Consider the following 14,762-nt stretch of genomic DNA (forward strand, 5'->3'; position numbering starts at 1 on the left):
ATAGTCTTTTCCGCAATACAGTGATAGCTGAAGAGGATTCTACGACGCCTAGTCATCTGTAAGATGGGTTTTCATGCTTACAGCGCACATCGCTCCTCAATTACGCGCTGTAACGCGATATTTCCATCTTAAATCGATAGCCGAGGAGGATTCTACGACGCCTAATCATCTGTAAGAGGATTTATCATGCTTACAGCGCGCCTTACTCCAATTTTTCTTGCTGTAACGCGGTATTTCAGCCTTACAGCGAATGCCTGGATAGTCTTTTTCAAGGGTAAGGCACAACCGATGTACATCGCTTTAGTTCGGTTTTTATCGTTAGCGGGAATGGTTATCATTTTCTTCTATTCAGAGATCATTAGTATCGATTCTTCTTTGTAAGCTCTGTCCAGTGCTTCATTCCCTTGTTCCTGTAGCTGTTGAATAGCTTGGTCGATGGTAAGCTCACCGGCAATCATGCCGGATACTGCTCTGCTCAATACGGGATAAATGTTGAAGTTGGGCGGCAGGAGTTTGTAACGTTTACTGTTCTCCTGCAATTCTGTCAGCGTATAAAAGGCGTCTAATTTATTATTCGCTTCAGATATTACGGCAGGACGAACAGGCAATGCTCCATCTGTTGTGTTTAGCAATGTTTTGGCTAATGGCTCACTGTTGACGAACTTCACGAATGCCCAGGCCAGACTTTTATTCGATGATTGGCTGTTAACGCCAAATAGATCGGATAGCTGCGAGTAAAGCGATTGATTAGGACTAGCTGGATCGACGGGCGTACTTGCGATTCCCCAGTTTAAAGGTTTATCCTTGCTCGTATAGGAAGCAATCCGGTTTCTATACGAGGAGCTCTCGTATCGCATCGCTAAGCGGCCTTTCATAAATAATTCATTTGGCCCTTGCTCTCTCGATGTGTAAATTGTGCCTGACTGGTAGGTTTTCACGACATTTTGAATAATGTCACGCCACTGCTCTGTGTCCATCGTCACTTGTTTGGCATCAGAACTAATATAGGATAATCCTTTTGTTTTACCGATATCTACAATCATAGCAGGCAACGGGTCACTTACAAGATAGGTATAGGCATACCCATACACACGTTCGTCCTCTTGGCCGGTAGTTGGGAATCGTGCGGCTAGCTCTAATAGTTCCTCCCATGTCATTCTGTCGCGAGGCAAATCTATCTTATATTGATTGAACAAATCGATATTGTAATAAATGGCATAGGTATGAAAGCTAGTTGCCAGCCCATAGATACTGCCAGCTCCCATTCCTTTAATGCGCTCTATGACGAACGGGAGAATGCTGTCCACATCAAATGCATCCCGTTGAATAGCCGAATCGAGACGGTATAACAGCTCCTTATCCACCATCGTTTCCATATAGCTCTCATCGATTAGAATAACATCAGGCTTATGGTCTTCAATCAGCTTATAATAATGTTCCTCTTGTTTGGTTTTAGGCAATAAGAAGTTAGATTGTGTACTAATGACCTCCAGCTGGACATTGGGGTATTGGGATGTGAAATAGTTGCCGTAATTTTCGAAAAAAGCTTTTTCATCATAATACATGACCTTTAAAGTTGCTTCGGCATTCATGTCGATTTCTTGCAGCTCTTCATTCGCATTGTTCGAACAGCTGCTCAGTATGAATGACAAAGCAAGTAAAAGTGTGATACATGGATAGATTATTTTATTGACCATTGCAATTGCTCCCCTCAGTTTGTGGCTGTTCCTAGTATAATTGAGCTTGTTAACGCAAACATTCGAGCATATTCTCATCACTTTCCAGTATGAGTTGAGAATAGAAATGCAAACGAGGAATAGGGGATCACTTGGCATACGCATCACTCTTGCCTCTCACTGATTGTTTGCTTCTTGTACTCTAATTGCAAATGAAACATGTTAAGAAGCAAGAGCAAGCCAGTGGTTATAAGGAATGAAATCAAGCGAATATGGATAACTTGGGGAATGTTCTTCTCGTGATGTGCAGTGTTAGAAAGGGAAAGCGAGAGTTCAGAGATGCTAGTATAGCATACCTGATAAAAATGATACAAAAATTACAATATGTACAAAATTTATTATCTAGTAGTAAATATAGTTTGGTGAAACTAATATGTCAACTAATCAATATCCAATACTTGCGAAAGTATTTCAAATCAAAAGGTTGAAAAAAATAATGCTTAGCACCAAGAAAGGGATAGATAAACTATCCTCTCCAATTTAGTTTAGCATTCGCGATTCATTCATTTCTGTTACAATGGGAAGCAGATAATCGGAAAGAGGAGAAGTGTATGAAATTCAGACCATGTATTGACTTGCATAATGGAAAAGTGAAACAAATCGTCGGGGAGACACTGGATGCCAATCCGCAGCATGTGGTGGAAAACTTTGTGTCGGAGCATGACCCCGCCTATTATGCAGCCATGTTCAAGCAGGACGGATTGACGGGCGGCCATGTCATCATGCTTGGCGGGGGTAATGAGGAAGCGGCATTGGCGGCGCTAAGGGAATATCCTGACGGATTGCAGATTGGCGGAGGGATCCATGCTGAGAATGCATCGCGTTATCTTGAGGCGGGGGCGTCGCAGGTCATTGTCACTTCGTATATTTTTCGAGATGGCAAGCTGGATATGGACAATTTGCGCCGAATTGTCTCTGAAGTCGGCAAGGACAGGCTTGTAATCGATCTAAGCTGCAAGCAACGCGATGGCAAATGGTTTGTTGTTACGAATCAATGGCGAACTTTCAGCGATTGTGAAGTAAATGCAGTCCATTTGCGCGAGCTGGAGTCGTATTGCAGCGAGTTTCTAGTCCATGCTGTTGATGTGGAGGGGAAGCGGACAGGCATTCTTGAGAGCCTGGTTGAACAACTGGCGGAATGGGTGACGATACCGACGACGTATGCCGGGGGGGCGCGCTCGCTTGCGGACCTGGAGCTGTTCCAGCGTTTGACGGAGGGCAAGCTGGATATTACAATCGGCAGCGCGCTTGATATTTTTGGCGGGAATTTGCCCTATGAGGCTGTCGTTGCTTACTGTAACGGGAAGAAGTAGTGTTGCAACGGTGACGGTGTTGAAGCATAAGGGGTTGAAGCTGCCTGGAAGGGCAGCTTTTTTTTGCATCTGATTTGGCGGGAATATATCATTCTTATCGCATGTGGTTGACAGACCGCCGTCATGCAGCGAAACACCGCCCCCTTTCCCGGATATTTGGGACTGCATCAATCTAGTATTTACTGGTATAATGGTAGTCCGACGATAGAAGATTCATAATCTATGAATACTAAAGAGGACAACGATGAGAAAACTGATAAACGCAGTTATGATGCTCAGTGTGCTGCTAGGGCTCGCCTGCTACGGACCAGAGCCAGTTGAAGCCAAAGGGGAATACACCGCTAAAGCGATCGGCAGCGCGATCAATGTGCGCGATGAGCCCTCACTTGAGGGAACCGTGGTGGGATCGTTGAATAATGGGGATATAGTAACGGTTTCACAAGAGAAGCATGGCTGGCTGCAAATCAAGAACGATAAAGTATCCGGATGGGCTGCTGGCTATTTGTTGAAGAAAGTTGACGGCAGCTCTGAGAGGACTGCTGTCAATGACAAGGCGGCGGTCAGCTCCAAGTCGGCGAATGCCAGTGACAAGGCGACCAGCGGCTCGGCAGTGAAGAAAGCAGCAGCCGGTCAAGCAACGGTTCTGGCGGACAGCTTGCGAATTCGGTCAGGAGCAGGGTTGAATTACAAGGTGCTAGGCGGAGTTGTGCAGGGCGAGCTTGTAACTGTTCTGGAGGAGAAGGGCGACTGGGCCCAGATCCGCACCAAAGGAGGACTAGTTGGCTGGGTCTCTGCCGCTTATATCGGCGAGGGGACTGCTGTGAAGCCAGCTTCCGGCAAGCTTGCGGGTAAAGTGATTGTTATCGATCCGGGACATGGCGGAGGCGACCCCGGCAAGATCGGTATTCAACACAACACGCTTGAGAAGGAGCTTAACTTGAGCACTTCCTTCTACCTTGTGGAAGAGCTGCGCAGTCGCGGGGCCCATGTCGTAATGACACGAACGAAGGATGATCAGAAGCCCGCGTTATCCGACAGGGTAAGGACGAGCAAGGCTGCAGGAGCGGACGCATTTGTCAGCATACATTATAATTCATCGGAGAAGAACACTTCTGGCATATTGACCTTCTATCATTCGGATACCAAGGATAAGCCGCTTGCCCATGCAATAGAAAACAGGCTGGGAGAAGGAATCGGACTGAAGAGCAACGGAGTTTCCTTTGGCGATCTCCATGTTTTGAGAGAGAATGATACAGCGTCAGTATTGGTAGAGCTCGGATTTCTGTCCAACGTCAAGGACGAGGCAATCGTACGGGAATCCGCTTATCAGAAGAAAGCGGCGGCTGCAATTGCCAAAGGGCTTGAAGATTATTTTGGCATTTGATGCGATAACGGAGCTGCTTCTCGTTCTCGTTGCTGCAAAAATGCAGGTATCAGGGCCAGAATGGACCATTTCTAGCAACTTAGCTGCAAAAGTGCAGCAAAAATGCGGAATAGTACCAATGCGCTAGGTTCTGGACGATATTAGATGTATTGGTGCAATTACTCTGCCTGTGAGCAGCTCTATTGGATGCAGGAGATGTATTTCTGCAAGTGTGTGCGATTAATAGCAGGAATAGTTGGAGTTTACAAATTACTTTGCATCGGACTTTCAGGGCAAACTGATTTACGCGGCTACGTTGCATGTGATAGACCGCATGATGCTACGCCTTTATGTGATCGACCGCATGATGCTACGCCTTTATGTGATCGACCGCATGATGCTACGCCCTGTATGTGATTCACCGTATGATGCTACGCCTGTATGTGAATCGACCACATGATGCTATGCCAGCCCGCGCGCTGGGAACCGCGCAGGCTGCTTCACTAGGAGGGTCTTGAATCCAAAGGTCATCCTCTTGACGTTGCGGAGTGGTCGTCTGTAATTGAATAGTTTAACATCCTTCGACAAAGAAGGAGGAGAATTCTCTCATAACGCGCACTTCTCTGAATGTTAGTCACAGAGAGGTGCATCGTACGCCTCCATCAATAGAACCAGGAAGCCAATCAGGAATAAGTCTAATGACACTTGATGATGGAGCAACGGTATACTACATTATGAATGATACATATTGTATCTAATATAGTGTGAAGGGTGAACACAATGCAGAGAAAAGTAGGAAGGGTGAAACGTAAGGCGCGCTTGTTGACATCGATGCTTATAGTGCTGTCCTTATCTATGGCTAGCTTTGGCGGTGCGGTTTATGCGTATGATGAAGTTCTAGCAGAGGTTAGCTTAGACAGTGATTATTATTATGTGGGTGAGGCAGAGGGCACGCTCTACGTAACGGTTGGACTTTCGGAAGGGACGGATGAGGACGTATCTGTCGAATATGCTGTCAGCGATGGTTCTGCCTATGGTGGAAGTGACTATGCCGTAGTTTCCGGCACGCTTGTTTTTTCAAGCGGTGAGCTTTCGAAGACGATAGAGGTTCCGATCTATGATGACTACGATGTGGAGGGCGACGAGGATTTCTCTGTTCAGCTAAGCAATCCATCAGGAGCTGTTCTTGGCGTCAATTCGAATGCCTATGTCGTCATTGCAGACGATGACTATTGGATTCCAGACCCGCCTGGTGATCTAGAGTTCGAGGTAGGGGATGTCGTGGTAGATGAAAGCGGGAGTTATGTGTCGCTAGCTGTTATCCGCAACAATGGGGCTGGCGGTACAGTAACTGTCGATTACAGCACCAGCAGCGGCAGTGCAACGGAAGACGCCGATTATGGCGCGACTAGCGGCACGCTCGTATTCGATGAGGGCGAAACATGGAAAAGCATTGATGTGCCAATCTATGAAGATAGTGATTATGAGGTGGAGGAAAACTTCTCTGTTTCCTTGCACAACATTACGGGTGGGGCAGGATATGGTTCGATTACGGGCGTGAATGTTACGATCGTGGATAATGATATCTGGACCTGGCATCCGGGAGAGCTGCAGTTTGAAAGCGATACCTACTATGTCAATGAAGGAGATGGCAGTGGTGTTGTTTATTTAACGGTAGCTCGCAATAATGGCACTGACGGTGAAGTTACGGTCAATTATTCAACGAGCAATGGCTCTGCGATAAGCGGCAGTGATTATGCAGTGTCATCAGGTACGTTGACTTTTGCGCCTGAAGAAAGCTATCAGACGATTGCAATACCGATTATTAATGATCTCGTTGTTGAGGGTGAGGAAAGCTTTCAAGTGACGCTTAGTGACCCGACTAATGAAGCTACGCTCGGCTCCATCACAACGGCAACGGTCACGATCGAGAATGATGATACAGCTCCTGCCTCTGAGCTGCAGTTCAGCGCATCTAGTTATTATGTTATTGAGGAAACAGGCTGGGCGACTTTAAAAGTTGTACGTACTGGCAGCACTGCTGAAGCAGTAAGCGTGCACTATGAAACTCTGTCAGGCACTGCAACGACTGGCGTTGATTTTGTCGCGGCGTCAGGCACGCTGAGCTTTGGGGCTGGTGAGACGAGCAAAACGATAAAAGTTAAACTGCTGGACGACAAAGCTTCTGAACAAAGGGAGACATTCAAATTGAAGCTGTCCAATCCATCTAGCAATGCTGTGCTAGGAGTGAAGAAAGCTGCTGAGGTTGTTATCTATGATACGGATCATCTGAGTCTTGGGCATTGATAGATTGGAAAGCAAGCGGCAAGAGCAATAGCTGTGGACTAGCGCAATAGGTCGTTATCGTTATTAGAAGGAGCCCCGAATCACAGCTATCATGTGATTCGGGGCTCTTATCGTTCAATCCATATCGCCAAGATCAAGACGTATCATCGTTACTTCGCCATCGTGAAGCCAAAATTCTAGGGTTTGGTTCAAATGCTGGTCAACGTATCCGATAATAGCAGCGCCTTGCTCTGATCTCTCATAATAGGCTGGACCATATAAGGAAATCAGCCTTTGCTTGGAATCGTGAATACCCGCCCCCCGTGTCGTTGCCAGGTCCGTTGAAGCCTCTTCGCTTAGAATAATTCGAACGATTGCATCGCTCTCTTTTTCTACTGCAACCCTCAAACCGCGGCTAGCATCATAATAATCATATCTTTCATGCTCCACCCTAGCGTTCGACAGTGTTGTGATCGATGTTGCCGGCTGCAGCAAACGAATGGCTCCAATTCGCTCCTCGTCAAGCGAAATGCTCTGTACCCCGAGGTAGTGGGATTGTCTTGGACCATTAGCCAAGTAAAAAGAGTACCCTATATAACCAGCAATCATAATCATGAGTAGGACGCTGGACAGAGCCAGCTTTGATCTGCGTGTTGAAAGCATGGGACACCTTCTTTTTTGATTCATTTATTTATCACTTATGTATGTTTATACCAAATCATGTTATCAGCTGAAGGTGACTGGGTCAATAAGAATGATTGACGTTATCGCTGCGGTCACGCAATGCGTACGTTATGAATCTATTGAGGCTCTAATTCAAAATCTGCGGTTGCTTTACATGCGAACGCAGCGGAGGGTCGGGGGGATCTGGAGAAACGATAGTGCTCGCCTTTAAAGCCTGAATTCAACCTATAATCATTATACAGATAAGAAATCGGGCTTTAACAGCGATCGGAAGAACCCTCCGAACCCGCAGCGGCATCTCCATCGATAAATCAACCGCCAACCGCCAACCGCTGATTTCAGTTTTTGAACCTTTATTATACAAATTTGAATGATTGCCAGCATGCATATTACCGAAATAATGGTATGATCGAATGTAGAATGCGGTAATAGGAATCTGGTGAATTTTGTTTATCATAGTATTTTACAAGAGAGGGTTAATGTCATCATGAAAAGAGTGATCGCAGCGTTCGCAGTTCTCGTGCTGCTGCTTACAGCTTGCAAGGAGACTTCACAGCAGGGCCATGAGGTCGAAAATAGACCAAAGGCTGAGTCAGCCGACTCCATTAAGCATGATATCAATAAAACAGACATCTATCATCTTCGGATGAAAGCTGAACGGGCGAATCAGGATATTTTCCAATCCAGCGAGGCATGGAACTGCAGCAAGGATACAGAGCCGGAGATTGCGATTCCTTCGGATAGCAACGGGCAGTTCGATATCTATTATATGTGCTCGAAATTTGATACGAGAGAGAAGATGATGAGCCATCTGACGAAAGCTTTTACGAAGGAAACGGCGGCAGCTATGATCGATCAGCATATAGATTCCGGTTTGATGGCGGAAGTGAAAGGAAGAATGGGAATCGCACCTTATGAAGGTGTGCCTTCATTGGACTGGGACGAGGCGGAAGTGGTGGAGCTGACGACAGGGAGGAATGAGGCACAAGCAGTGTTCAAGGTTTGGGACCCTGCAGATGAAGCGCATTACACGTTCATGACCACTTATATTTATGAAAGCGGCTGGAAGGAAGAGCAGCTCATAAAGACTGCTGCGGAATCAGCGCCACCGGATAGTTCCGAGGATGAAGCTTCTGCAGAAGAGGATGATGAGGCAGCGAAGCTGAAAACAGTCAATGAGCAATTATGCCGGGATACGCTGGCGCATGGAGATCTGGATCAAGCGGTTGAACAGTACGATGACACTTATTCGGAGCAGCAGCTGGACCTGTCGGAGGCGGGGCAGGATATGATGTTCATTGCAATTGGCGATTGCTTTCAGGAGGAGACGGTACGCTTAACAGCCGACAATGCGGGCTTGTTGAACAGAAGCGAAGCGATGTTTGAGAGCTTGGCGGAAATCAACAATACGATGGTAACGATTGAACATCTATATTATGGCGGGGGAACGATGTATACACATGTCGGAATTCGGAATATTGGCGTTTATCGTTACAATATGAACCAGTATGTCAAGAAGATCCAGGGCGGCGATGCCAAAGCGGCTGTCGAAGCCTATGACATGGAATGGGTCGAGATCGATAAGGGGCTAGACGACCTGCGAGCAATTCATTTCGCCGAGCAGGAATATTTGCAAGGAATTAAAACCAAGGAAGAATTTGCGGAGATGCAGGGTGAGCTTGAGGCTGCTGTCCAGTCAATCGAGCATGAGATCGATGAGTTGAAGACCCTCTTAAACGGGAAGAATGATGCGGAGGTTGAAGTGCTAGAATCGATAACCGGCAGAATTCAAGTTATGGATTTCGACACGATGGAGTGAGCATGCCCGCTGGGGGGCGAAGGAAATGTGATTTACCATTGTATTATTTTACCAATAATGTTAGAGTGGTTATAACCGACTGGATTTATCGGATTATTGATACTCGGAGGCTGATGATATGACCAGAATCGCCACTAACCTGACAGAGCTTATTGGTAACACCCCTTTGCTGGAGCTATCCAGATACAATGAAATTCAACGCATCGAGGCGACAATAATTGCGAAGCTGGAATATTTCAATCCTGCTGGAAGCGTGAAGGATCGTATTGGATTTGCGATGATTAAGGATGCAGAGGATAAGGGTCTGATTAATAAGGATTCTGTCATTATTGAGCCAACTAGCGGCAATACCGGTGTTGGCCTTGCTTTTGCCGCTGCCGCAATGGGCTATAAGCTTGTGATCACGCTTCCCGAGAGCTTCAGCATTGAGCGGAGAAAGCTGCTTGTTGCTCTGGGAGCCGAACTGGTTCTGACACCTGCAAATGAAGGAATGGCCGGAGCGATCAGGAAGGCGGAAGAAATTGCAGCGGCAACACCTGGCTCGTACATTCCACAGCAATTCAACAATCCAGCCAATCCAGCCATTCACAGGTCGACTACTGCGGAAGAGATCTGGAGAGATACTGCTGGCGCTGTAGATCTGTTCGTAGGCGGCGTTGGAACTGGAGGAACGATTAGCGGAGTGGGAGAGGCGCTGCGAAGCAAGAAGAGCACGATAAAAGTCGTTGCTGTTGAGCCCTTCGATTCTCCGGTGCTGTCCGGCGGTACGAAAGGCTTCCATAAGATTCAAGGCATCGGAGCTGGATTTGTTCCTGCCAATTTCAACAGGGCGGCTGTCGACGAAATTATGACGGTGAAGGAAGAGGATGCCGTTGAGACCGCCAGACTGCTGGCAAGGAGCGAAGGGCTGCTGGTTGGCATTTCATCTGGAGCGGCTGTATTCGCGGCTTCAGTACTGGCGAAGAGGGCGGAGAATAAAGGGAAAACAATTGTGGTGCTTCTGCCTGATTCGGGAGAACGGTATTTGTCGACGGATCTGTTTAAAGGGGAGCAGTAGGACAGGAAGTTAGCGGGATATCAGGGACTAGATACGAAGCAGCGGATGAAAAGTTATTTATGATGCATGTGATATGTGATTGCATGACTGACTAAAGGAGCAGGTACATACGATGAGACTCGGATTTCTGTCTTCACATAGCGGGACAACGATGGAAGCAGTATTGAAAGCTATACATAATGGGAGGCTTGCGGCTGAGCCAGCGCTATTAATCTCTAATAACAGTAAATCCAGATCGGTTGAGATAGCCGCACAATATGGCATGCCATTTTATCATATTAGCCAGAAGACGCATCCTGAATTCGACAGGAATGACGAAGTCATACTGGCCAAGCTTCGCGAGCATGGGGTAGATATCGTGCTGTTAGTCGGATATATGAAAAAGCTCGGCCCCCAAACATTGAAGGCATATTCAGGGAAAATGATTAATATTCACCCGTCCCTGCTGCCGAAATACGGGGGGCTGGGCATGTATGGACAATATGTTCACGAAGCAGTCCTTCAGCATAATGAAACCGAATCCGGTGTTACGATTCATTTGGTTGATGAGGAATATGATACAGGCGCGATTATTAATCAGCGCAGCACGCCTGTGTATGCGACAGATACAGTTGAATCATTAAGCAACAGAGTGCTGGAGCTGGGATATGAAACACTGGTCGATACATTATCCCAAATTGCCGCCGGTGAGATCGTATTATAGGCTTTGAACAATCTGGAGGTATCGATGAACATTCAAGGGATTAACCATTTTTGCTTCTCGGTTTCAGACCTGCAGCGGTCCATAGCTTTTTACCAACAGGTGTTCGGAGCCAAGCTATTAGTGAGCGGGAGGAAGCTCGCTTATTTTGATTTGAACGGTCTGTGGATTGCGTTGAATGAAGAGGATATTGAGCGGCCGGAGCCTATTAGCTATACGCATATCGCATTTACGATTTCAGAGGAAGATTATGAATCTGCGTTTAATCGTTTGCTACAGCTGGATGTCAAGCTGCTGCCCGGAAGGGCTAGAGATGAACGGGATAAGAAATCCGTCTACTTTGTTGATCCTGATGGACATCGGTTTGAATTCCATACTGGTACGAGACAGGATCGGATGGATTATTATAGAGCCGCCAAGGATCATATGATTTTTTATGATGAGCAGTGACGAATTTCATCGTCGACATCATCAAGGCAGGGATATTCATGGATTCGCAAAGGAGCGCATGATTGCAAATGAGCTTTTGTGAGGAACGATTCCATACGATCGATTATTTGGCTGAAGGTAATGGGTCACAGCGGAGCGCGTATGAGATTTTAATGAAATTAAAGGTGATTCAGAGCTTAAAGGTCTACGACCCGATTCTTATCGGGACGGTTCCCATTGATTTGAATATTGCGGGCAGTGACCTCGACATTGCATGTGAAGTTAGCGATATGAAGGTATTTGTTCAACGTGCTTACGAGCTGTATGGGGCTTGTGACGGTTATCGCTGCATTCATAGATTGAAGGATGAGGTGGAGCGGTCAGTCGTTCATTTTGAATATGCTGGTTGGCCGATAGAGATATTCGGGCAGCCTGTGCCCACCAAGCAGCAGAATGGCTACAAGCATATGATTGTGGAAGCAAAAATATTGGCACTGCTGGGAAGCGAGCGCAAGGAGCAGATCAAGCTGCTTAAGCGATCCGGCTTGAAGACCGAACCGGCCTTCGGACAGCTGCTTGGCTTGCAGGGGGACCCCTATCGAGCATTGACGGATATGTATCATTGGAATGATGAGCAGCTGTTGCACATGGTGAAAATGAGCATGGACGAAGTCGTTTGAAATATAATGAGACGGGTGTTTGAACCTGCGTTGCAATCTGCATTGTAAGCGCTGTATATGACTCGATTGTATAACAATCATGCTGGGCGAATAATCGCAAATTATCCTCATATTATGTGTAGAGCCGACTTCAATCATGACAATGAAGAAGCAGGTTGGCATTCTTATATTAGGAGGGTGCATGTGCGTAAACAGAGTAATGATTCGCCCAAAGTAGCCAGAGATCATTCCTTCGCCGTAGAAAAGAAAACGCAAACGTTCAGCTTTCGGAATTTCCCGAACAATCCGCTTAATGATAAGGTAACCGAGACGGTGAACCGAATGGGCGGCGTTGGTGCGGATGCTGAGCACAAGTACCGCAAGGCATTGGCTGAGCTGTCCAAGACAGCGAAAGAAGCAACAGCTATTATTGCCGCAGAGTATGAGCATATGCAAGCGGATCAATATTTGGACCGGTGGTCCCTTGTTCAGCTTTTGACTGATCTCAATGAACCGTCAACGATATCCGCTCTGGAGCATGTCGTGTCAAGCGCGATACCGCCTGAGAAGTCGGAGGACCCTCACAGCTTTAGCACGGTTGGAGAGGAAGTCATTATTCGTACGACTGCCATCGAAGGCATTACACAGCTAGCGGCTTCAGGCGATGAACGGGCAAGAGAGATTCTGCTCAAGCATGCGACCAATGAGAACTTTTCCATCAAAAGAGCGGCCATACAGGGCTTCTTGACCTACGGAGGCAAGGATGCTCGCGAGCTGCTGCTCAAGACGCTTCCTAAGCAGGATCATAGCATTCTCGATATTCAACGTACCGATGTTCGGCGGGTTCCACAAGCGCAGGGAGGTCTTCATATCGTGAACCTGGATAAGGATGAGCTGCCTCCTCCAGATTTGGGGAGCTTGCGATAAATACTTAGAGCATCACGCGGAATATTGTGCAATTCGATAATGATTCCTATCCATAGGAGGCGTGTTATGGCAAGCTGCAGCTACACAGTACCAGACAAGAATGCTAGTGGAGATAATTTGTATGGCGCCATTATTTGCAATCAGGCTTATATTGATTACTTCTGGAATACGTACGGATTCAGCGGCAACAAAGAATACTGGGATGATGGATTCGGCTGGGAGGACCCCTGCAACACGGACAAACCTCTTGCCCGCGCCTTCAATGCGTGTTATTTGCTGACCTACTCTGCGGAGGATTTCTCGAATGAGAGCTGGAATGCGCCAATTCTGAACTGGGGCAGACGTTACGTTCGGAACAATATCGATGATCTTCGTTCCTTATGTGGAGATGGAAGCGCGATAGCTAGAGCCTATTCCGGCATTTTCGTCGATGATCGGGTAGAAGTATATTTGGGTTTCTTTTACTCCAAGGATGTTCCTGGTCGTGCGGAGACTTTGATACATGAAGCGCGGCATATGGGAGGCAAGAGCCACAATGCCAATTTCCCTGCCGGGTCCGTATTCGGAGGCGGAAAAAGCGGCGCAGATTCAAGCTGGGGCTATGAGGGCGCGTGGATGTACGGCGCATTGTACCTGTGGTGGTTCTTCGCTGCAGGCGCGCGGACGACCTCTGCTATGAAGCAGCGCGCGCGCCAACGCGGAAACCTCGTTATTGACAATGCATTCGCCACGCATCCAGGCTTCAGTATATAATCACTAGCCGACCTATTGGCTGAGACAGCAGGTAGCTAATAGGAAGATAAATGGAAGACTTAAGGAAGCTAACTAGAGGCTATTTGGAAGGCTGCTGTATAAATCGAAGATGGTTGGCAATGTAGAAACAGTTGAGCCCGCGAGAATCGTCGCGAGCTCAACTGTTTTGCGCGTAATCATGCGAGCTGCGGAGGGTGTTTGTGCTGCTGGATTTGTTGGATCTTTCGTTTATTATTTAACAATACGATATTGAAGATGCGTGACACCTGGTGATGGTTTTACCATCATGCATTCCAAATCCGGATAAACTCCACTATTATGTTCGAACAAATGCAAGCCATCACCCAGAACCACTGGAACCAGGTGGATATGGATTTCATCGAGCAATCCAGCTTTGATATATTGCTGAGCTGTATTGACGCCGCCTGCAATGATGACGTGTTTGTCGCATGCCGCCGCTTTTGCTTGTGCCAAGGCGCTTTCTATCCCGTTGGAAACGAAAATGAATGTCGTGTCTCCCTTGGGTAATTGATCCGGTATACTGTGGGTCAGTACAAAGTGAGGGACTTGATAAGGGTTGTTCACAAAACCATCGAAGTAGTCTCCCAGCCCGTAGTTTGTTCTTCCCATAATAATGGCACCAGTATCTTGTATTAACTCATCGACAACTTCATTGATACTGTTGTCTTCTCTTTTGAAATACCATTCATGAAGCCGATAATTGTCCGTCTTGGCTACAATGCCATCCAGAGACATTGAGATGTCTAAAATGATTTTTCCCATTGCATTGCATTCCTCCAGTCAAATGAATATTAGACATAATCGAAAATTGTGCTCACCATTCTATTTGTAGTTTTATGTATAGTTTATCACGTTAGTTTGTGGAAACGGATATTTTTTGTAAATGATTGGCTTCATCTAAGTTTGTTTCGCCACGGGGCGTATATGCCGAAAGAAGGATGCTGTATCGCATCTAGTTGCGAAAATATCGGGACAGCGGCATCTTATTTCATCCGCTGCAGCAAGCTTGAGAAAA

General features: G+C 46.8%; 13 protein-coding genes. 10 read left to right on the plus strand and 3 right to left on the minus strand.

Going from position 1 to position 14,762, the window contains the following annotated elements:
• Positions 1-344: 344 nt before the first annotated feature.
• On the minus strand, positions 345-1,697 hold the full coding sequence (locus tag L6H65_RS19120; protein ID WP_236344260.1) for an ABC transporter substrate-binding protein: 1,353 nt from the start codon (positions 1,695-1,697) through the stop codon (positions 345-347).
• 590 nt (positions 1,698-2,287) lie between these two features.
• On the opposite strand from L6H65_RS19120, the gene hisA reads away from it, so the two are divergent.
• The 3 genes from hisA to L6H65_RS19135 all read left to right on the plus strand — a co-directional run bounded on the left by hisA (position 2,288) and on the right by L6H65_RS19135 (position 6,719).
• On the plus strand, positions 2,288-3,049 hold the full coding sequence (gene hisA, locus L6H65_RS19125; protein ID WP_236344261.1) for a phosphoribosylformimino-5-aminoimidazole carboxamide ribotide isomerase: 762 nt from the start codon (positions 2,288-2,290) through the stop codon (positions 3,047-3,049).
• A gap of 244 nt (positions 3,050-3,293) precedes the next feature.
• A complete protein-coding gene (locus L6H65_RS19130) occupies positions 3,294-4,433 on the plus strand; it encodes an N-acetylmuramoyl-L-alanine amidase family protein (RefSeq protein ID WP_236344262.1) in 1,140 nt (379 codons plus the stop codon).
• A gap of 759 nt (positions 4,434-5,192) precedes the next feature.
• Positions 5,193-6,719, plus strand: coding sequence for a Calx-beta domain-containing protein (locus L6H65_RS19135; RefSeq protein WP_236344263.1), 1,527 nt, complete (start codon positions 5,193-5,195; stop codon positions 6,717-6,719).
• Positions 6,720-6,833: 114 nt separating this feature from the next.
• On the opposite strand, the gene L6H65_RS19140 is transcribed toward L6H65_RS19135, so the two are convergent.
• Positions 6,834-7,361 (minus strand): hypothetical protein, encoded by a 528-nt coding sequence (locus L6H65_RS19140; protein ID WP_236344264.1) that lies wholly within the window; start codon positions 7,359-7,361, stop codon positions 6,834-6,836.
• Between the two features lie 508 nt (positions 7,362-7,869).
• Between L6H65_RS19140 and L6H65_RS19145 the strand changes: the two genes are divergently transcribed.
• From L6H65_RS19145 to L6H65_RS19175, 7 genes are all read left to right on the plus strand, one after another.
• Positions 7,870-9,201: a DL-endopeptidase inhibitor IseA family protein gene (locus tag L6H65_RS19145; RefSeq protein WP_236344265.1), complete on the plus strand. Its 1,332-nt coding sequence runs from the start codon at positions 7,870-7,872 to the stop codon at positions 9,199-9,201.
• A 118-nt stretch (positions 9,202-9,319) separates the two neighbouring features.
• The gene (gene cysK, locus L6H65_RS19150; RefSeq protein ID WP_236344266.1) at positions 9,320-10,258 is read left to right on the plus strand and encodes a cysteine synthase A; all 939 of its coding nucleotides are present in this window, start codon (positions 9,320-9,322) and stop codon (positions 10,256-10,258) included.
• 112 nt (positions 10,259-10,370) lie between these two features.
• Positions 10,371-10,961, plus strand: coding sequence for a phosphoribosylglycinamide formyltransferase (gene purN / locus L6H65_RS19155; protein ID WP_236344267.1), 591 nt, complete (start codon positions 10,371-10,373; stop codon positions 10,959-10,961).
• A gap of 24 nt (positions 10,962-10,985) precedes the next feature.
• The gene (gene fosB, locus L6H65_RS19160; RefSeq protein WP_236344268.1) at positions 10,986-11,408 is read left to right on the plus strand and encodes a metallothiol transferase FosB; all 423 of its coding nucleotides are present in this window, start codon (positions 10,986-10,988) and stop codon (positions 11,406-11,408) included.
• A 68-nt stretch (positions 11,409-11,476) separates the two neighbouring features.
• Positions 11,477-12,067 carry a DUF4269 domain-containing protein gene (locus tag L6H65_RS19165; protein WP_236344269.1) on the plus strand — a complete coding sequence of 197 codons (591 nt, stop codon included), beginning with the start codon at positions 11,477-11,479 and terminating at the stop codon, positions 12,065-12,067.
• A gap of 183 nt (positions 12,068-12,250) precedes the next feature.
• Positions 12,251-12,973 (plus strand): HEAT repeat domain-containing protein, encoded by a 723-nt coding sequence (locus L6H65_RS19170; RefSeq protein ID WP_236344270.1) that lies wholly within the window; start codon positions 12,251-12,253, stop codon positions 12,971-12,973.
• A gap of 66 nt (positions 12,974-13,039) precedes the next feature.
• Entirely contained in the window at positions 13,040-13,726 is a 687-nt protein-coding gene (locus tag L6H65_RS19175; RefSeq protein WP_236344271.1) for a hypothetical protein, read from the plus strand.
• Between the two features lie 231 nt (positions 13,727-13,957).
• On the opposite strand, the gene L6H65_RS19180 is transcribed toward L6H65_RS19175, so the two are convergent.
• Complete coding sequence (locus L6H65_RS19180) at positions 13,958-14,509, minus strand: dihydrofolate reductase family protein (RefSeq protein WP_236344272.1); 552 nt, start codon at positions 14,507-14,509, stop codon at positions 13,958-13,960.
• Positions 14,510-14,762 lie beyond the last annotated feature (253 nt).

It is taken from the genome of Paenibacillus plantiphilus (assembly GCF_927798095.1).
In the GTDB taxonomy this organism is placed as follows: domain Bacteria; phylum Bacillota; class Bacilli; order Paenibacillales; family Paenibacillaceae; genus Paenibacillus_Z; species Paenibacillus_Z plantiphilus.

Bases quoted from the DNA above. Each gene is read 5' to 3' on its own strand.
- L6H65_RS19120 (WP_236344260.1), bottom strand. From the start codon at position 1,697: ATGGTCAATAAAATAATCTATCCATGTATCACACTTTTACTTGCTTTG.
- hisA (WP_236344261.1), top strand. From the start codon at position 2,288: ATGAAATTCAGACCATGTATTGACTTGCATAATGGAAAAGTGAAACAA.
- L6H65_RS19130 (WP_236344262.1), top strand. From the start codon at position 3,294: ATGAGAAAACTGATAAACGCAGTTATGATGCTCAGTGTGCTGCTAGGG.
- L6H65_RS19135 (WP_236344263.1), top strand. From the start codon at position 5,193: ATGCAGAGAAAAGTAGGAAGGGTGAAACGTAAGGCGCGCTTGTTGACA.
- L6H65_RS19140 (WP_236344264.1), bottom strand. From the start codon at position 7,361: ATGCTTTCAACACGCAGATCAAAGCTGGCTCTGTCCAGCGTCCTACTC.
- L6H65_RS19145 (WP_236344265.1), top strand. From the start codon at position 7,870: ATGAAAAGAGTGATCGCAGCGTTCGCAGTTCTCGTGCTGCTGCTTACA.
- cysK (WP_236344266.1), top strand. From the start codon at position 9,320: ATGACCAGAATCGCCACTAACCTGACAGAGCTTATTGGTAACACCCCT.
- purN (WP_236344267.1), top strand. From the start codon at position 10,371: ATGAGACTCGGATTTCTGTCTTCACATAGCGGGACAACGATGGAAGCA.
- fosB (WP_236344268.1), top strand. From the start codon at position 10,986: ATGAACATTCAAGGGATTAACCATTTTTGCTTCTCGGTTTCAGACCTG.
- L6H65_RS19165 (WP_236344269.1), top strand. From the start codon at position 11,477: ATGAGCTTTTGTGAGGAACGATTCCATACGATCGATTATTTGGCTGAA.
- L6H65_RS19175 (WP_236344271.1), top strand. From the start codon at position 13,040: ATGGCAAGCTGCAGCTACACAGTACCAGACAAGAATGCTAGTGGAGAT.
- L6H65_RS19180 (WP_236344272.1), bottom strand. From the start codon at position 14,509: ATGGGAAAAATCATTTTAGACATCTCAATGTCTCTGGATGGCATTGTA.